This window comes from Paludibacterium yongneupense DSM 18731, assembly GCF_000422925.1.
GTDB classification, from domain to species: Bacteria; Pseudomonadota; Gammaproteobacteria; order Burkholderiales; family Chromobacteriaceae; genus Paludibacterium; species Paludibacterium yongneupense.
Map to the genome: position 1 here is coordinate 20,388 of NZ_AUGZ01000032.1, position 16,682 is coordinate 37,069.

Below are 16,682 nucleotides of genomic sequence, written 5' to 3' on the forward strand. Positions count from 1 at the left end.
CTTATGGCTATTATCGGCGCAAAACGCCCCGACTTGAACATTTATTTCGAGCGCGGCGGCGAAAGCGGGGGCGCCTGGAACCGGGAAGCCGGGCAGGCGCACCCATCGCGAGCCAATCCGCCCGGGGCCGCCGGTTCAGTACGCAACCGAAACCGAACCATCGCCCTGCACCACGCCCCGCACCAGCGCGCCCGACGCCATCCGCACGGCGATGACGTCGCCCGCGGCGCCGTTCCCGGTGGCGGTGCCCTCGGCACGCACATCGAAGCCATCGCCACTGGCAACCACCCGCACACGCTGATTCATTTTAACCACAAAGGCCGCGCGCAACATATAAGCGCGCAGCCAGGTCCCGGCCTGCGCCCCGGTCTTCATGACCTGGCCGACCGCCTGCTGCAACTGGTCCAAACTGCCGCTGCCCAAGCCCGAAGCCGGTGCATCGACCAGCCGTACGTCGCCGGCGCCAAGAACATCGCCCATTTGCACCGAATGCAGCAACAACAGGGCCATTCTCTTCTCGTGCACCGTGACAGGCAGCCGCAGGCGCCAGCCGAGATCCGGGCAGTTGATGTCGACATAGGTTGCACCGCTGGCAGGCACCGTCCCCGCCGACCAGGCCATGCTGACGCCCTGGCAGGCTGGAACGACCAGATGCGGGTCGAAACGACCGACTTCGAAGCTCGCCTGGCGCTGCGACAACTCGCTGCGCACGAATAGCTCGACGCCACGGCGCAAGGCGGCCAGATCCTGATTCGCCGCCAGCGCGGGCAGGCTCGCACTGGACAAGCCCGCGCCCAGCACGGCCAGCCACATGCGCTTACGCGGCGACATGATCCCGGATGAAGGCTTTCACCCGCTCCGCATCGGCATCCATGACGGTCACGCGCTGCTCGCGCTGCTCCAGCCCTTCGAAACCGTCAGGCCGGGGCGCATCGCGTCCCAGAGCCTCGCGAATGGTTTCGGAGAATTTCGCCGGCAGCGCCGTTTCCAGGCAGACCACGTTTTCGCCGTCACGCCGCAGATCGCGCGCGACCTTGATGCCGTCGGCCGTATGCGGATCGACGACCACGCCACTGTCGGCATCGACACGCCGTATGGTCTCCAGGCGGTCGGCGTGCGTACTGCGTCCGGAAACGAAACCGTAGCGCTCCGCAATCTCCTCCCGCCGCGCGGACAGATCAAAGCCCTGACCACTGGCGACGCTGGCCCACAAGGCTTTCACCTCGCCGGCATCCCGCCCGCACAGATCGAAGATGAAGCGTTCGAAATTGGACGCTTTGGAAATATCCATCGACGGACTCGATGTGACCCGGGTCTCCGCGCCGCTGCGCGGCCGATAGCGACCGCTGCGGAAGAACTCGTCGAGGACATCGTTCTCGTTGGTGGCCACGATCAGGCGGTCGACAGGCAAGCCCATGCTGCGCGCGATATGCCCGGCGCAGACATTGCCGAAATTGCCGGATGGCACGCAGAAGCTGACCTTTTCGTCATTGCTTGCGGTAGCGGCGAAATACCCCTTGAAGTAGTACACCACCTGCGCCACCACGCGCGCCCAGTTGATCGAATTCACCGTGCCGATGCTGAACGCCGTCTTGAAACCCGCGTCGGCCGACACCGCCTTGACGATATCCTGGCAGTCGTCGAACATGCCGCGAATCGCGATATTGTGAATATTATCGTCAGCGAGAGAGAACATCTGCGCACGCTGGAACGCGCTCATGCGCCCCTCGGGAGACAACATGAATACTCGCACATTGCGTTTGCCGCGCATCGCGTACTCGGCAGCGCTGCCGGTATCGCCCGAGGTCGCACCGAGGATATTCAGCGACTGGCCACGCCGACCCAGCACGTACTCGAACAGATTGCCGAGCAGCTGCATCGCCATGTCCTTGAACGCCAGCGTCGGCCCGTTCGACAGTTCGAGCAGTTTGATTCCATCGCTCAGGGTCTTCAGCGGAGTGATCTCGGCAGCACCGAAAACCTCGGCGCGATATGTCCGCTCCACGATCGCACGCAAATCGTCGGCGGGGATATCGTCGGCAAACAGACCCAGGATATTGAAGGCCAGTTCGGCATAGGACAGATCGCGCCATGCGTCGAGCCGGGCGCGGTCTATCTGCGGATAGCTCTCCGGCATTGCCAGGCCGCCGTCTGGAGCGAGCCCCTGCAGCAGAACATCGCTGAAACGCAGCGGCGCCATGCCGCCGCGGGTACTGATGTAGTTCATACTTGCCTTGATCCTAGCCGTTGAGTTCTTCCATTCGCAGGCGCACTACCGGCCCTGCGACGCTGTCGAGCGCTTCGATATCGGCAATGGCCTGATTCGCGTATTTTTCACGCACGCGGTGCGTGAGAATGACCACCTCGGCCGCGCCGTCGCCAACTGCGCCCTTCTGGATCACGGCTTCGATGGAGATGCCGTGCTCGGCAAGAATGCGAGTGATATTCGCCAGCACGCCAGCCCGATCGATGGCCTGGATGCGCAGGTAGTAGGAGCTGACGACTTCTTCGATCGGAAGAATCGGCAGGTCCTGCAACTGATCCGGCTGGAAAGCAAGGTGCGGCACGCGGTGCTCCGGGTCGGCAGTCAACAGGCGGGTGACATCGACGATATCGGCCACCACCGCCGACGCGGTCGGCAGCGCGCCGGCGCCGGCGCCATAGTACAAGGTCGGACCGACCGCATCGCCATTGACCAGCACGGCGTTCTTGACGCCATTGACGTTGGCCAGCAGTCGGGACTCGGGGATCAGGGTCGGATGCACGCGCAACTCGACCCCGCTGTCGGTGCGACGGGTCAGGCCAAGCAGCTTCACGCGATAGCCGAGTTCCTCGGCATAGGCGATGTCCTTGGCGGTCAGCTGGCTGATACCCTCCAGATAGCACGACTCGAAGCGCATCGGAATACCGAAAGCGATAGCCGCCATGATAGTCAGCTTGTGGCCCGCATCATGGCCTTCGATATCGAAAGTCGGATCGGCTTCGGCATAGCCCAGGCGCTGGGCTTCGGCCAGTACGTCGGCGAAATTGGCGCCTTTTTCGCGCATTTCGCTCAGGATGAAATTCGAAGTGCCATTGATGATGCCGGCGATGGACTCGATACGATTGGCGGTAAGGCCCTCGCGCAGCGCCTTGATGATGGGGATGCCGCCGGCAACGGCGGCTTCGAAGGCGACCATCACCCCCTTCTCCTGGGCGCGGGCAAAAATCTCGTTGCCGTGCTCGGCCAGCAACTTCTTGTTGGCCGTCACCACGTGCTTGCCGTTGGCGATGGCCTTGAGCACCAGATCACGCGCGATATCGGTCCCGCCAATCAGCTCGACCACGATATCGACCTCTGGGTGATCCACGATGCGGAATGCATCGTCGACCACGATCACTTCGTCGCCGCAGACGGCACGCGCGCGTTCCGCATCGCGATTGGCGGCAATGAACAGCCGTATGCTGCGCCCGGCGCGGCGGCTGATTTCCTCGGCATTGCGTTTCAGTACGGTGGCGGTACCGCCACCGACTGTCCCAACTCCCATCAGTCCCACATTGATCGGCTTCATTCAATCTCCTTATGGCATTCCGGCGTAACCCGCCCGGCCCGGCCTTGCGACGGCCGGGCCGTCCACCGTTCAGGCGGTGGCGTGGCGCTTGCGATAGTTCTCCAGGAAGCGCGCAATGCGCCCGATCGCCTCGGTCAAATCATCGGTGTTAGGTAGGAATACCACACGGAAATGATCCGGGGCAATCCAGTTGAAGCCGGTGCCCTGCACCAGCAGCACTTTTTCCTGCTGCAGCAGCTCGAGAATGAACTGTTGGTCGTCGACGATAGGGTAGACTTCCGGGTCTAGCCGCGGGAACATATACAAGGCCCCTTGCGGCTTGACGCAACTGACGCCGGGAATCGCCGTCAGCAGCTTCCACGCAAGCTCGCGCTGACGCCCCAGCCGCCCTGTCGGCAGCACCAGGTCGTCTATGCTCTGATAACCGCCGAGGGCGGTCTGGATCGCGTGCTGCCCCTGTACGTTCGCGCACAGCCGCATCGAGGACAGCATGTTCAGGCCTTCGATATAGTCTGCCGCGAAGCGCTTCTGTCCGGACACGATCATCCAGCCGACGCGAAAGCCGGCGGCACGATAATTCTTCGACAAGCCGTTCATCGTGATGCACAACAGGTCGGGGGCAAGCGAGGCGATCGAAGTATGCTCGGCGTCGTCGTAAAGTACCTTGTCGTAGATCTCGTCAGCATAGATGATCAGCTGATGCTCGCGTGCCACCTCGACGATTTCTGCGAGCAGCGCCGGCGGATAGACGGCGCCGGTCGGGTTGTTGGGATTGATGATGACGATCGCACGCGTGCGAGGCGTGATGCGCGACTTGATATCGTCGATATCGGGAAACCATCCGCGACTTTCATCGCAGACGTAATGCACGGCCCGGCCACCGGCCAGGCTTATCGCGGCGGTCCACAGCGGGTAGTCGGGAGCGGGCACCAGGACTTCGTCGCCCTCGTCGAGCAGGGCTTGCATCGCCATCACGATCAGTTCGGAGACGCCGTTGCCAATGTAGATATGCTCCATAGATACATTGGGCAACTTCTTTTCCTGCGCGTAATGCATGATCGCCTTGCGCGCCGCGAACAGCCCTTTGGAATCGGAGTAGCCCGAGGCGCTCGGCAGGTTGACGATCACGTCCTCGATGATTTCGTCGGGCGCAAAAAAACCGAACGGCGCCGGATTGCCGATATTCAGCTTGATGATGCGATGGCCTTCATCTTCCATCAGTTTGGCATGCTCCAGCACAGGACCGCGAATGTCGTAGCAGACGTTGTCGAGTTTCTGGGATTTACGTATCGGTTGCATGGCGCTCTGTCTTGGCTTGGCGGTCGCCGGGCTGGGTGCGGGCGACGCACTGCGATTTGAATACGACCGCCTGGCCGCGCCGCATTGCAACGGGGCGGGCTCCATGGCAGGTCAAGGTCGGGCTATAATCCTATCCCAATCCGTGCCAGGCTGCACGGTTCTGCCATTGAAGTCGCAAGGACGAGACGAAATGAAAATGCATCAGGACCTCAATCAGGGCCGCAACCAATTCACCGGCTACGGGGAAGGTCATGTCCTGATCAATCGCGAACGCTACGAGGGCAGTCTGATCGTGACGGCCGATGAAATCGCGAGTTGGGACGTGGCGTCCTTCGAGGATTTGAGCACGGACGATTTTGCCCGCCTGCTGGATTGGCGACCGGAAGTGGTTCTGCTGGGTACGGGCGAGCGGCAGCGCTTTGCCCACCCGCGGCTGTCGGCCGCGCTGGCCGCCGCGGGCGTGGGCCTGGAAACGATGAGCACGCAGGCCGTCTGTCGCACGTTCAACATTCTGGTGGCGGAAGACCGCCGCGCGCTGGCCGCCTTGCTGCCCTGAGCACGGCGCGTTCAGACAGCGGCCTCGCCACCGAACGCCTCGAAGGCGGCCAGGGCTTCCGCCGCCGTCATCACCGCCGGACCGCCGCCCATATACACCGCGACTTGCAGCATCTCCATGAATTCGGCGCGCGTGCATCCCAGTTCGACCAGCGCCTGGGCATGGAAAGCAAGGCAGCCCTGGCAACGGCTGGCAATGCCGATCCCCAGCGCGATCAACTCCTTGCTCTTGTGCGACAAGGCCCCATCGCTATTGGCGGCCCGGTTCATGGCCCCGAAGGCCTTCATCGTTTCAGGTATTTCCCTGCGCATGTCGGCCATCTTGGCCAGCAGGTCCTTGCTCAGCTCGACGTAATCCTGACTCATGGTCGACTCCCGCAAACACTATTTAAAAATATATTATATATTTTAGTAGTATCAATGCAAGAACGATTTCACCAACAAGCCACCGAGCAGCAATGCGATCAGCGCCAGCCAGAAGTTCTGACGCCGCTGCTCGCGCATCAGCCGGACAAAGCCTTCCATCATCATATCGCCGGGATCGCGTGCCAGGGCCTCAGCCAGGCGCCGCGGCAGCGCCGGCAACGTCGCCGCCCACTGCGGCGCTTCGTTCTTGAGCCCGCGCAGGAACCCGCGCCAGCCCACCTGCTCGTTCATCCACTGCGTGAGGAAGGGCTTGGCCGTCGCCCACAAATCGAGATCGGGATCGAGTTGACGCCCGAGGCCCTCGATATTGAGCAATGTCTTCTGTAGCAATACCAGCTGCGGCTGGATCTCGACATTGAAGCGCCGGCTGATCTCGAACAGGCGCAGCAGCACCAGACCGAAGGAAATCTGCGACAGCGGCTTCTCGAAAATAGGCTCGCAAACGGTGCGCACCGCCGCTTCCAGTTCCTCGACCCGCGTCTCGCGCGGCACCCAGCCCGACTCGATATGGGCCGTTGCGACGCGCCGGTAGTCGCGATTGAAGAAAGCCAGAAAATTGACGGCCAGATAGTGCTTGTCGATGTCGGTCAGACTGCCGACGATGCCGAAGTCCAGGGCGATATAGCGCCCGTCGGGGGCGACGAAAATATTCCCCGGATGCATGTCGGCATGAAAAAAACCGTGGCGAAACACTTGAGTGAAAAAGATTTCCACCCCGTAGCGCGACAGGCGCGGCAGATCGACGCCCAGCTCGCGCAAGCGCTCGAGCTGGGACACCGGGATGCCGTGCATCCATTCCAGAGTCAGCACATCGCGGCTGGTATAGTCGTAGAACACTTCCGGCACCAGCAACTGTTCGGAACCGGCGAAATTGCGGCGCAACTGGCTGGCATTGCCAGCCTCATGCATCATGTCCAGCTCGTCGTGCAAATAGACGTCGAACTCGGCCACCACCTCTCGCGGGCGCAAGCGCCGCACGTCGGCAAACAGCCGTTCGATCAAGCCCGCGCCCATGCGCATCACAGCCAGATCCATCTCGATCACGGAGAGAATGCCGGGGCGCAACACCTTGACCGCCACCTCCCGCCCGCGCGCGCCATCGGGTTCGCGCAACCAGGCCTTGTGCACCTGCGCCACCGAGGCGCTGGCGACCGGAGTATCGTCAAAATCCACAAAAAGCGCATCGACTTCGCGACCGAGATTGGCCGTGATCACCTGGCGCGCCAAAGCGCCGTCGAAAGGGGGCACCCGGTCCTGCAATCGCGCCAGCTCGTCGGCATAGGCCGGCGGGAGCAAATCGCGCCGCGTAGACAGCAACTGGCCAAACTTGATAAAAATGGGGCCCAGGCTTTCCAGCGCCAGTCGGACCCGGACCGGCAGCGCCGCATGGCGGTCGCGCGGGATCGGGCACAGGCGCGACAGTGCCGCCAGCACGCGCAAGCGCGGATGCAGGCTGAAGAAATCGTCGAGACCGAAGCGGTAGAAGGTATAAAAAATTCGGAACAACCGGAAAATCCGCATCATTTCACGCCGGCCTCGCTCCGGCCCCGCAGGTTCTGGCTCAGAACGTCCAGGCGTTTTTCCAGACGCTCACAGTCGTCGCGCAGGGTATCGACCGCACCGACGAAACGCGCGACCTCATCGCGATGCGCAAGGAGCGGTTCCTCGTCGCGTACGTGTTCGATCCAGTTCTGCGCAAGTCTCCAGCCGATTTCGCCCTGAATCCCACCCAGGCGTCGCACGGAACGCTCGAGACGATTGGCGGCAATATCGCCGACCAGACGCGCCGCGTCTTCGCCCGCGTGCCAGCGCAGCTGCGACAGCACCCGTCCCACACCATGCGCGAGTTCGACATCGCCGCTGACATCGACCGCTCCGAAATCGGGGGAGCGACCGCGCAACGCCGAAACAGCCGCCGCCGCACCGAGCCGGATGCCGGCCTCGGCCTCTCCCGCGCAATCGGCAAACCAGCCATCATCCGTGATGACCCCGGTCACGCTGAGCGGGGCCAGCGTCAACGCCACCCGCCGGCCGGCAAACGCCGCCAGCTCGGCGCGCAAAACGGGGTGCTGGCCCAGCAAGTGATTGACTGCGGCAAGGCCGAAGTTCATGACACGCCTCCCTGAGCGCCGACTCGTATCGGCCACCCTTCAGAATTTGTATGCTTTATGCAGTGCGACCACGCCACCGCTCAAATTGTGGTAATCAACCTTGTCGAAGCCGACATCGAGCATGATCCGGCGCAAGGTCTCCTGGTCGGGGTGCATGCGAATGGACTCGGCCAGATACTGGTAGCTGGCGGCATCGCGGGCGATAAGCTTGCCCATCAGCGGCAGGGCCTTGAACGAGTACAGGTCATACAGCGGCGACAAGGGCTTCCAGATGCGGGAGAACTCGAGCACCAGCAGCTTGCCGCCCGGGCGCAGCACGCGTCGCATCTCGGCGAGCGCCACATCCTTGTGGGTCATGTTGCGCAGACCGAAAGCAACGGAGACGCAATCGAAATAGTTGTCGGGAAACGGCAGATGCTCGGCATCCGCCAGCGACACCGGCAATACCACCCCCTCATCGAGCAGACGGTCGCGACCGACCGTCAGCATGGAACTGTTGATATCGGTCAGCCAGACCTCGCCACCGGAGCCGACCCGCCGCGACCACCCGCGCGCGAGATCGCCGGTGCCGCCGGCAATATCGAGCACACGGTCGCCGGCCTTGACGCCGGAAGTGGTCAGGGTGAAGTGCTTCCATACCCGGTGCAAACCGCCCGACATCAGGTCGTTCATTACATCGTATTTGCGCGCCACGGAATGGAACACCTCGGCCACCTTGCCGGCCTTCTCGCTCTCCGCGACATTCTTGAAGCCGAAATGCGTCGTTTTTTCCATAATTATGCCTGTCCTGTCGAAGAATACCGGCTCGCGATCATTCGCGGCTGGCGCCGGCGGCGGCCAGCCGGCTCAAATAGTCGTCCCAATTGGCGTCCCGGTTTTCGCCCAGCGAACACAAGTATGACCAATCGTACAGGCCGCTGTCGTGTCCGTCGTCGAACACCAGCTTCAGCGCGTAGTGGCCGACCGGCTCCAGTGCCGTGATCGCTACGCCGCGCTTGCCGGTTTGCAGCGTTTCCTGCCCCTGACCGTGGCCGCGAACCTCGGCCGAGGGCGAGAATACCCGCAGATATTCGCACGACAGCGCGTAGCGGGTGCCGTCGGCGTAGGCCAGTTCCAGCGTGCGCGACGCGCGGTGCAATTTGATTTCCGTCGGAACAGGCGGCGTCGGAGCGTTCATCTCAGGCCTCATCTCGGGTTAAAGGGGCGGGTGTGCCTTCTCCAGCAGCATGGCATCACCATAGCTGAAGAAGCGGTACTCGTGAGCCACGGCGTGCTGATAGGCATGGCGGATCGTGTCGCAACCGGCGAAAGCCGACACCAGCATCAGCAGCGTCGACTTGGGCAGGTGAAAATTGGTCAGCAGGCGATCGACGACACGGAAGCGGTATCCGGGGGTGATGAAGATATCGGTCTCGCCCCGCCCCGCCACCAGCGCCCCGCCCTGAGCCGCGGATTCCAGCGCGCGCATGCTGGTGGTCCCGACCGCCACCACCTTGTGGCCGCCTGCATGGGCCGCAGCGATCGCATCGCAGGTCGTCTGCGGGATTTCATACAGCTCGCTGTGCATCTTGTGCTCGAGGATGTTGTCGACCCGGACCGGCTGAAAAGTGCCGGCGCCGACGTGCAGGGTCACCCGGCACAAGCCGACTCCCCTGGCGCTCAGCGCGGCAAGCATGGATTCGGTAAAGTGCAGGCCCGCGGTCGGGGCTGCGACCGCGCCAGGCTCGCGCGCATATACCGTCTGATAGCGCGTGTCGTCGTCGCTGTCGGCACCGCGCTCTATATAGGGAGGCAAGGGCAGGCGTCCGGACGCTTCCAGAATGTCGAACACAGACTCTTCACCGTCGAAGCGCAACAAAAACAGTTCGCCCGCGCGCTCCACCATCTCGGCCGTCCAGCGGCCGGCGAACAGCAAGCGCGTGCCCGGCTTCGGCGATTTGGACGCACGCACGTGTGCCAGCGCGCTATGGCTGTCGACAACGCGCTCGATCAAGGCCTCTATCTTGCCGCCGGAGGCTTTTTCGCCGAACAGGCGCGCCTTGATGACGCGCGTATCGTTGAATACCATCACGTCGCCCGGTGCAATCAGCTCGAGAAAATCGGCGAAAGCGCGATCTTCCAGATGCTCGCCGTCGACGTGCAACAGGCGGCTCGCGCCTCGTTCGAGCGGAGGGTGTTGCGCGATCAGGGACTCGGGCAGGACGTAATCGAAATCGGATAGCTGCATGCTTAATGGACAGGAGGGGGTGCAAATGCCGAGATTATACCTGTCCCCTGTCGGCCGGCACAGCTTTGCAGCAGCCGCAGGGGCGGAGAAAGCGGTTTAAAACAATGCTAAGCGACTTGCATCTCGCTGCCGCCGGGACTAGTGTATCCACTCGAGTACGGGCGCTCACGCAAGCGGCAGCATCCGCTTCAAATAGCTTTACTGACAGCAACTACTGGACATTATGCTGCGAAATGCGGCAAACTCGCGCCCATGATGAAAAACAGGAACCCTCGCCTTGGCCCGTAAAATCCTCGTGCTGCACGGCCCTAACCTGAACCTGTTGGGTGTCAGGGAGCCACAGCACTACGGTCGGGACACCCTGGTCGACATCGATGCGCGTCTAAAGCAACAAGCCGGCGCCGTCGGACTGGAGCTCGACAGCCTGCAGAGCAATGCCGAGCATGTTCTGATCGAGCGTGTGCACGCCTGTCTGCAGGACGGCACCGGGTTCATCATCATCAATCCCGCCGCTTTTACCCATACCAGCGTCGCCTTGCGCGATGCCTTAGCCGGGGTAAAAGTACCGTTTATCGAAGTGCACCTGTCCAACGTTCACGCACGCGAACCGTTTCGCCAGCATTCGTATTTTTCGGATCTGGCGCTCGGCGTGATTTGTGGCTTGGGTGCCCACGGGTATGAACTGGCGCTTGCGCATGCCATCCGGCACCTCGACGCGCACGCCTGATCATCCAGGAACAACCATCCGAAGGACTGCCAATGGATCTGCGAAAACTTAAAAAACTGATCGATCTTGTCGAGGAATCCGGCATTGCCGAACTCGAAGTGACCGAAGGGGAAGAAAAAGTTCGCATCACGCGTGTCTCGGCCAATGCCAATATGGCCTATGCACACCCCATGACCGCCGTACAGCTGCCGCAGGCCCAGTACGCTGCTCCGCAAGCGGCCCCCGCTGCGGCGCCGGTCGCCGAGGCCGCCCCAGTCAATAATCTGCTCAACGCAGTGAAGTCGCCCATGGTCGGCACTTTCTACCGTTCGGCAACGCCGGGCGGCAAGAAATTCGTCGAAATCGGCAGCCAGGTCAACGTCGGCGATACGCTGTGCATCATCGAAGCGATGAAGCTGATGAACGAAATCGAATCCGATCGCAGCGGCGTGGTCAAGGCCATCCTGGTAGAAGACGGACAGCCGGTCGAATACGGCGAACCGCTCTTCACTATAGAGTAAGCTGCCATGAGGCGGTGTCGCATCCTGCCACTGGCGGCGATCCGGCATCGCTCACACACTACGCCAGGTATGGCAGGGCACTTCACTGTGCCCTTGTCGTTTGACGCGTCACCCTACGGACGTCCAAATCATGTTTGAAAAGATTCTGATCGCCAATCGCGGTGAAATCGCCTTGCGCATCCAGCGGGCCTGCCGCGAAATGGGCATCAAGACCGTGGTCGTGCATTCCGAAGCCGACCGCGAGGCCAAGTACGTCAAACTGGCCGACGAGTCGGTCTGCATCGGACCGGCCCCTTCAGGCAAAAGCTACCTGAATATTCCGGCCATCATTTCTGCCGCCGAAGTCACCGACGCGCAGGCCATCCACCCCGGTTACGGTTTTCTGTCGGAAAACGCCGATTTCGCCGAACGGGTAGAACAATCCGGCTTCGTCTTTATCGGCCCGCGCCCGGAAACCATCCGCCTGATGGGCGACAAGGTTTCCGCCAAGGATGCCATGATCGCCGCGCACGTGCCGTGCGTACCGGGCTCCGATGGCGCACTCGGCGAAGACACTGCCGAGATTATCCGGTCAGCCAAGAAGATCGGTTTTCCGGTCATCATCAAGGCGGCCGGCGGCGGCGGCGGACGCGGCATGCGCGTCGTGCACAGCGAGGCAGCCCTGCTCAACGCCGTCAATATGACGCGTACCGAGGCAGCATCGGCGTTCGGCAATCCGACCGTGTACATGGAAAAATTCCTCCAGCAGCCGCGCCATATCGAAATCCAGGTCCTGTCCGACGAATACGGCAACGCCATCTTCCTCGGCGAACGCGACTGCTCGATGCAGCGCCGCCATCAGAAGATCATCGAAGAAGCGCCGGCTCCCGGGATTACCGACAAGCAACGCGCGCACATCGGCCAGATCTGCGCCGACGCCTGCCGCCGCATCGGCTACCGTGGCGCGGGCACCTTCGAATTCCTGTTCGAGAACGACGGTTTCTACTTCATCGAGATGAATACCCGCGTTCAGGTCGAACATCCGGTTACCGAAATGATTACCGGGATCGATATCGTTCAGGAACAGATCCGCATCGCGGCGGGCGAAAAGTTGCGCTACAAACAAAAGGACGTCGTCATTCGGGGCCATGCCATGGAGTGCCGGATCAACGCGGAAGACCCGTTCACCTTCATCCCGTCGCCGGGCAAGATCGATGGCTATCATCCCGCCGGCGGCCCGGGCATCCGCATTGATTCGCATATCTACCAGGGCTATACGGTGCCTTCGCATTACGACTCGATGATCGGCAAGGTCATCGCTTACGGCGACACCCGCGATCAGGCCATGGCCCGCATGCGTGTCGCCCTGTCCGAAATGGCGATTTCAGGGATCAAGACCAACATCCCCTTGCACCAGGAATTGTTCATGGACGCGACCTTCGCCCGTGGCGGCACCAGTATCCACTATCTGGAAGAGCGCCTGGCGCTGATGAAAAAAGGGGAGCACTGATGGCATGGTTGCAGGCCACCATCGACATGGAATCTTCGGTCGCTGAAAAGCTGGCCGACGCGCTGATGGAGTCCGGCGCCCTGTCTGCCGCGATCGAGGACGCACTGGCCGGCACGGCGCTGGAAGAGCCCATCTTCGGCGAACCCGGCGAGCCGGTGGATAAGCTGTGGCGCCAAAGCCGCATCGTCGCGCTGTTCGATTCCGCATCCGACGTCGCGCTGCTGATCGCCGCTGCCGCCAACGAGATCCCGATGCCCATGCCATCCTTCACGCTGGAGACGGTGGAGGAGCAGGATTGGGTGCGCCTCACGCAGTCGCAGTTCGAACCCATCCGGATCTCGGATCGCTTGTGGATCACCCCGACCTGGCACGAGGCTCCGCAGCCGGATGCGATCAATCTGCAACTCGATCCGGGGCTGGCCTTCGGCACTGGCAGCCATCCGACCACCCGCCTGTGCCTGCAATGGCTGGACGGCAATCTCGAGGCCGGTTCCAGCGTGCTCGACTATGGGTGCGGTTCGGGCATTCTCGCCATTGCCGCATTGAAGCTGGGCGCTGGGCATACGGTGGGCATCGATATCGATGCCCAGGCCGTCCGCTCGAGCCTGGACAATGCCGCGCAAAACGGTGTGCAAGCCACTTTCGGTCTGCCGGACAGCACGCCCGCGGAGCAATTCGATGTCCTGTTGGCCAATATTCTGGCCAATCCCTTGCGCATGCTAGGCGCCATGCTGGCCACGCATGTCAAGACCGGTGGTAAGATCGTGCTATCAGGCATTCTGGCTGAACAAGCGGAAGAACTGTCCGGCATCTATTCCTCGTGGTTCGAAATGGACCCGCCGGTATTCGATGAAGGATGGACCCGACTCACAGGAACTCGACGCGCAACGGTATGACGTATACAACACAGTGCCCTGCCTGCCAGACCCGTTTCAAGGTTACCGACGCCCAACTGACCGTCGCCGACGGCCTGGTACGTTGCGGGCGCTGTGCCCACGTCTTTGACGCCAGGGAACATCTGCAGTCATCCGAGCCGCCCAGGCTTGACACTCCCGCCGACATTCCTGCTCCGCCGAGCGCCGTGCCCCCGGCTCCGCCGGCGGCGGCACCTGCCAGCGCGCTGGAAATCGAGGACGATTTCGAGCTGGAAGTTCCCGACTTCGACCCGACCGACGTCTCCTCTTCCGAGCCCGAACCGGGTTTCGACGGCGCCCAGGTCGACGACACTCCCCCCGATGAAGGGCAGCCTTCGGCACAGGATGTCGAGGCTTTTCAGCGCGCGCTGAATGAAGCCCTGGCCCCGCGCCCGTTCGAAACGACGCGCACCGGCTATGTGTCGGCCCTGGCCGAAGAGCCGGGGCAGGACACGACGGCCGCGCTGGAAGAACCGCTCGGCGATCCCTTCGCCGAGGCCCCCCCCCAGGACGACGACGTACCAGCCATTTTCGACACCCGTCGTACCGCCGGGCGTCCAGAGCCGCAAGCCGACGCGGCAGCGGAGAAGGAAGCGGTGTCTCACGCCGACTTCGATCCGGCCATGCCGGCAGACAGCCTGGCCGAGGGAGCAACGCGTCCCCGCAGCCCGTTCCTGACCGTCATCATGGTTCTGCTGTCGCTGCTGGGCGTGCTGACCCTAGCCCTGCAGCTGGTCTACTTCAACCGCGTCCGCATTACCGCGGAAGCGCCCGAGATGCGTCCGGTGCTGGAACGGCTGTGCCATATCGCAGGCTGCAGCGTGCCCTTGCCCACGGACCAGGAATATATCCGCACAGAATGGTCGGAGCTATCCTTCGTGCCGGAACACCAGAACCTGATCCTGTTGTCGGCTACGCTGAAAAACCATGCGCCGTATGCGCAGGCTTTCCCGCTACTGGAAGTCACGCTCAAGGACAGCGACGATCAGGTCTTGATCCGCAAGACATTCACCCAACGCGAATACCTCAAATCCGACGATCTCAAGCTCGCACGCTTCAATCCGAACAGCGAGATCAAGATCGGCATGCGCTTCGACCTTGGACAGGTGCATGCCCAGGGATACAGCCTCTACTGGTTCTATCCGTGAATCCCCCCGGCGTGGTGGCCGGCACGGCCGCCTCGCTGCAATCTGCCTGAAACCTCAGGTTGACCTTTGCCCTTGCCGGTTCCACCATTAGAAGATCATCGACAAGGAAACGGCCATGGATCAATTCACACTGGTATACGGCGAAGAGACCCTGCCTGTCAGTGGCGACTTCCCCATTCTCGGACAAACGCTGCCCAGCTTCATGCTGGTCGACGATAAGTGCAGCGATGTCGCACTCGAGCATTTCGGCAGCCGCCCCAAGGCTATCCTGACCCTGCTGTCGCTCGATGAAGACAGCCATGGCGGGCTGCGCCTGCTACAAAACACCCTGCGCCAGCTCGAACGCTGGCCGGATTTGCAGTTGATCGTCATCACCGTCGACTCGCCATCCACGCTTCGCCGCGCCCGCAAGGAGCATGGCCTGCCCCACGCCATCCTGTTGTCGACCCTGCGCGGCCGCGATTTCCACAAACGCTACGGCGTGCTGATCACCGAGTACCCGTTGGCCGGCTACACGGCCCCGGCCCTGATTCTCGCCGATGGCGACAACCGCGTACTCTATTCGGAACGTCTACACGACACCCAGGCCGACTTCAACTTCGATGCCATCGCAGCGCGCTTCCATGCGCTGGAACTCGCGCGCAATGCAGCCAAGCAGGCGCGCGATGCAACCGGGGAAGAAAGCGGGGGGTGATGAGGCGCGCGGCAGCTGCGCGTGCCGGAGATCACATCAGATAAGTGCCCGATTCGGACTTGGGCGCGCGGTTCAGCAGTTCGTCCACCGCCCGTCCCGGCTCGGCACCGTGATACAGCAAGCCGCAGACGGCAGCCGTGATCGGCATGTCCACTTCGAGCCGCTCGGCCATGGTTAGCACTTCGCGTGCAGTAGGCACGCCCTCCGCCACATGGCCGAGTTCCTGCAGGATGGTCGCCAGCGGCTTGCCTTCCGCCAGCTTGAGCCCGACCTGTCGGTTGCGGGACAAGGCGCCGGTACAGGTCAGGATCAGATCCCCCATGCCGGCCAGGCCCATCATCGTCTGCTGACTCGCCCCCAGCGCCACGGCCAGGCGCGTGATTTCAGCCAGCCCGCGGGTAATCAGCGCCGCGCGCGCATTCATGCCGAAGCCCAGCCCGTCGGCAACCCCGGTTGCGATCGCCATCACGTTTTTGACCGCCCCGCCCACCTCGACCCCAACCAGATCGTTATTGGCGTACAGCCGCAGCAAGGGGCTATGCCAGTCGCGTGCCATCCTGCGTGCAAACACCTCGTCATCCGAGGCGATGGTGACCGCCGCCGGCAGGCCGGCCGCGACTTCGCGGGCGAAGCTCGGGCCGGAAAGAGCACCGCACTCGGCATGGGTCGGAAACTCTTCCGCCATGACCTGATGCGGCAGCAGGCTGGATCCCGATTCAAAGCCCTTGCACGCCCACAGCAGCGGCGGCAGCGCTGGCGCGGCCTCTTTGAGCGCACACAAGGTCGCCCGGAAACCGGCGATCGGCGTCACGACCAGAATCAGGTCGACCCCCGCCACGGCAGCGGCCAGATCGGCCTCCAGCGACAAGGTCTCGGGAAAAGGCGCCTCGGGCAGATAGCGCTGATTGACGCGGCTAGCCCCGAGTTCGGCAACGTGAGCGCCATTGCGCGCCCACAACGTCACATGGTGGTGTCGGGCAAAGGCGATGGCCAGGGCCGTTCCCCATGCACCCGCCCCCAGAACAGCCAGTTTCATCGCGT

18 protein-coding genes are annotated in these 16,682 nt (G+C 62.5%); 7 read left to right on the forward strand and 11 right to left on the reverse strand.

Annotation, left to right across the window (positions count from 1 at the left end; all coding sequences use genetic code 11):
* Positions 1-135: 135 nt before the first annotated feature.
* The 4 genes from flgA to G520_RS0111735 all read right to left on the reverse strand — a co-directional run bounded on the left by flgA (position 136) and on the right by G520_RS0111735 (position 4,850).
* Entirely contained in the window at positions 136-831 is a 696-nt protein-coding gene (gene flgA, locus G520_RS0111720) for a flagellar basal body P-ring formation chaperone FlgA (protein WP_036666155.1), read from the reverse strand.
* Positions 818-2,227 (reverse strand): threonine synthase, encoded by a 1,410-nt coding sequence (thrC, locus tag G520_RS0111725; RefSeq protein WP_028535834.1) that lies wholly within the window; start codon positions 2,225-2,227, stop codon positions 818-820. The genes flgA and thrC overlap by 14 nt, the downstream gene beginning before the upstream one ends.
* Positions 2,228-2,240: 13 nt before the next feature.
* Positions 2,241-3,551, reverse strand: coding sequence for a homoserine dehydrogenase (locus tag G520_RS0111730; RefSeq protein WP_028535835.1), 1,311 nt, complete (start codon positions 3,549-3,551; stop codon positions 2,241-2,243).
* Positions 3,552-3,620: 69 nt separating this feature from the next.
* Positions 3,621-4,850 (reverse strand): pyridoxal phosphate-dependent aminotransferase, encoded by a 1,230-nt coding sequence (locus tag G520_RS0111735; protein WP_028535836.1) that lies wholly within the window; start codon positions 4,848-4,850, stop codon positions 3,621-3,623.
* Between the two features lie 190 nt (positions 4,851-5,040).
* Between G520_RS0111735 and G520_RS0111745 the strand changes: the two genes are divergently transcribed.
* Positions 5,041-5,406, forward strand: coding sequence for an Mth938-like domain-containing protein (locus G520_RS0111745; protein ID WP_028535837.1), 366 nt, complete (start codon positions 5,041-5,043; stop codon positions 5,404-5,406).
* A gap of 11 nt (positions 5,407-5,417) precedes the next feature.
* Here G520_RS0111745 and G520_RS0111750 read toward each other — a convergent pair whose 3' ends face one another.
* Genes G520_RS0111750 through queA form a run of 6 tightly spaced genes read right to left on the reverse strand, consistent with a single transcriptional unit; the run spans position 5,418 to position 10,169 of the window.
* Positions 5,418-5,771, reverse strand: coding sequence for a carboxymuconolactone decarboxylase family protein (locus G520_RS0111750; RefSeq protein WP_028535838.1), 354 nt, complete (start codon positions 5,769-5,771; stop codon positions 5,418-5,420).
* 51 nt (positions 5,772-5,822) lie between these two features.
* Complete coding sequence (gene ubiB, locus G520_RS0111755; protein WP_028535839.1) at positions 5,823-7,352, reverse strand: ubiquinone biosynthesis regulatory protein kinase UbiB; 1,530 nt, start codon at positions 7,350-7,352, stop codon at positions 5,823-5,825.
* Positions 7,352-7,942: a ubiquinone biosynthesis accessory factor UbiJ gene (locus G520_RS0111760; protein ID WP_028535840.1), complete on the reverse strand. Its 591-nt coding sequence runs from the start codon at positions 7,940-7,942 to the stop codon at positions 7,352-7,354. The genes ubiB and G520_RS0111760 overlap by 1 nt, the downstream gene beginning before the upstream one ends.
* Positions 7,943-7,981: 39 nt before the next feature.
* Positions 7,982-8,716 (reverse strand): bifunctional demethylmenaquinone methyltransferase/2-methoxy-6-polyprenyl-1,4-benzoquinol methylase UbiE, encoded by a 735-nt coding sequence (gene ubiE / locus G520_RS0111765; RefSeq protein ID WP_425516753.1) that lies wholly within the window; start codon positions 8,714-8,716, stop codon positions 7,982-7,984.
* A 37-nt stretch (positions 8,717-8,753) separates the two neighbouring features.
* A complete protein-coding gene (locus G520_RS0111770) occupies positions 8,754-9,119 on the reverse strand; it encodes a gamma-butyrobetaine hydroxylase family protein (protein ID WP_028535842.1) in 366 nt (121 codons plus the stop codon).
* Between the two features lie 18 nt (positions 9,120-9,137).
* Positions 9,138-10,169, reverse strand: a complete 1,032-nt coding sequence (gene queA, locus G520_RS0111775; RefSeq protein WP_028535843.1) for a tRNA preQ1(34) S-adenosylmethionine ribosyltransferase-isomerase QueA — start codon at positions 10,167-10,169, stop codon at positions 9,138-9,140.
* A gap of 277 nt (positions 10,170-10,446) precedes the next feature.
* On the opposite strand from queA, the gene aroQ reads away from it, so the two are divergent.
* The 6 genes from aroQ (at position 10,447) to G520_RS22565 (ending at position 15,641) form a co-directional block, all read left to right on the forward strand.
* Positions 10,447-10,896 carry a type II 3-dehydroquinate dehydratase gene (gene aroQ, locus G520_RS0111780; protein WP_028535844.1) on the forward strand — a complete coding sequence of 150 codons (450 nt, stop codon included), beginning with the start codon at positions 10,447-10,449 and terminating at the stop codon, positions 10,894-10,896.
* A gap of 32 nt (positions 10,897-10,928) precedes the next feature.
* Positions 10,929-11,396, forward strand: coding sequence for an acetyl-CoA carboxylase biotin carboxyl carrier protein (accB, locus tag G520_RS0111785; RefSeq protein ID WP_028535845.1), 468 nt, complete (start codon positions 10,929-10,931; stop codon positions 11,394-11,396).
* A 130-nt stretch (positions 11,397-11,526) separates the two neighbouring features.
* The gene (gene accC, locus G520_RS0111790) at positions 11,527-12,885 is read left to right on the forward strand and encodes an acetyl-CoA carboxylase biotin carboxylase subunit (protein ID WP_028535846.1); all 1,359 of its coding nucleotides are present in this window, start codon (positions 11,527-11,529) and stop codon (positions 12,883-12,885) included.
* Positions 12,885-13,781 carry a 50S ribosomal protein L11 methyltransferase gene (gene prmA / locus G520_RS0111795; RefSeq protein ID WP_028535847.1) on the forward strand — a complete coding sequence of 299 codons (897 nt, stop codon included), beginning with the start codon at positions 12,885-12,887 and terminating at the stop codon, positions 13,779-13,781. The genes accC and prmA overlap by 1 nt, the downstream gene beginning before the upstream one ends.
* The gene (locus G520_RS0111800; protein ID WP_028535848.1) at positions 13,778-14,947 is read left to right on the forward strand and encodes a DUF3426 domain-containing protein; all 1,170 of its coding nucleotides are present in this window, start codon (positions 13,778-13,780) and stop codon (positions 14,945-14,947) included. Before prmA ends, G520_RS0111800 begins: the two co-directional genes overlap by 4 nt.
* Positions 14,948-15,062: 115 nt before the next feature.
* On the forward strand, positions 15,063-15,641 hold the full coding sequence (locus G520_RS22565) for a redoxin family protein (RefSeq protein WP_211222819.1): 579 nt from the start codon (positions 15,063-15,065) through the stop codon (positions 15,639-15,641).
* 31 nt (positions 15,642-15,672) lie between these two features.
* Here G520_RS22565 and G520_RS0111810 read toward each other — a convergent pair whose 3' ends face one another.
* Positions 15,673-16,677: an NAD(P)H-dependent glycerol-3-phosphate dehydrogenase gene (locus tag G520_RS0111810; RefSeq protein WP_028535849.1), complete on the reverse strand. Its 1,005-nt coding sequence runs from the start codon at positions 16,675-16,677 to the stop codon at positions 15,673-15,675.
* Positions 16,678-16,682: the final 5 nt, after the last annotated feature.

Coding starts and splice junctions, on each gene's coding strand:
- G520_RS0111735 (WP_028535836.1), bottom strand. CDS start 4,850: ATGCAACCGATACGTAAATCCCAGAAACTCGACAACGTCTGCTACGAC.
- queA (WP_028535843.1), bottom strand. CDS start 10,169: ATGCAGCTATCCGATTTCGATTACGTCCTGCCCGAGTCCCTGATCGCG.
- G520_RS0111800 (WP_028535848.1), top strand. CDS start 13,778: ATGACGTATACAACACAGTGCCCTGCCTGCCAGACCCGTTTCAAGGTT.
- accC (WP_028535846.1), top strand. CDS start 11,527: ATGTTTGAAAAGATTCTGATCGCCAATCGCGGTGAAATCGCCTTGCGC.
- G520_RS22565 (WP_211222819.1), top strand. CDS start 15,063: ATGGATCAATTCACACTGGTATACGGCGAAGAGACCCTGCCTGTCAGT.
- thrC (WP_028535834.1), bottom strand. CDS start 2,227: ATGAACTACATCAGTACCCGCGGCGGCATGGCGCCGCTGCGTTTCAGC.
- accB (WP_028535845.1), top strand. CDS start 10,929: ATGGATCTGCGAAAACTTAAAAAACTGATCGATCTTGTCGAGGAATCC.
- G520_RS0111730 (WP_028535835.1), bottom strand. CDS start 3,551: ATGAAGCCGATCAATGTGGGACTGATGGGAGTTGGGACAGTCGGTGGC.
- G520_RS0111810 (WP_028535849.1), bottom strand. CDS start 16,677: ATGAAACTGGCTGTTCTGGGGGCGGGTGCATGGGGAACGGCCCTGGCC.
- G520_RS0111760 (WP_028535840.1), bottom strand. CDS start 7,942: ATGAACTTCGGCCTTGCCGCAGTCAATCACTTGCTGGGCCAGCACCCC.
- G520_RS0111745 (WP_028535837.1), top strand. CDS start 5,041: ATGAAAATGCATCAGGACCTCAATCAGGGCCGCAACCAATTCACCGGC.
- G520_RS0111770 (WP_028535842.1), bottom strand. CDS start 9,119: ATGAACGCTCCGACGCCGCCTGTTCCGACGGAAATCAAATTGCACCGC.
- G520_RS0111750 (WP_028535838.1), bottom strand. CDS start 5,771: ATGAGTCAGGATTACGTCGAGCTGAGCAAGGACCTGCTGGCCAAGATG.
- ubiB (WP_028535839.1), bottom strand. CDS start 7,352: ATGCGGATTTTCCGGTTGTTCCGAATTTTTTATACCTTCTACCGCTTC.
- flgA (WP_036666155.1), bottom strand. CDS start 831: ATGTCGCCGCGTAAGCGCATGTGGCTGGCCGTGCTGGGCGCGGGCTTG.
- ubiE (WP_425516753.1), bottom strand. CDS start 8,716: ATGGAAAAAACGACGCATTTCGGCTTCAAGAATGTCGCGGAGAGCGAG.
- prmA (WP_028535847.1), top strand. CDS start 12,885: ATGGCATGGTTGCAGGCCACCATCGACATGGAATCTTCGGTCGCTGAA.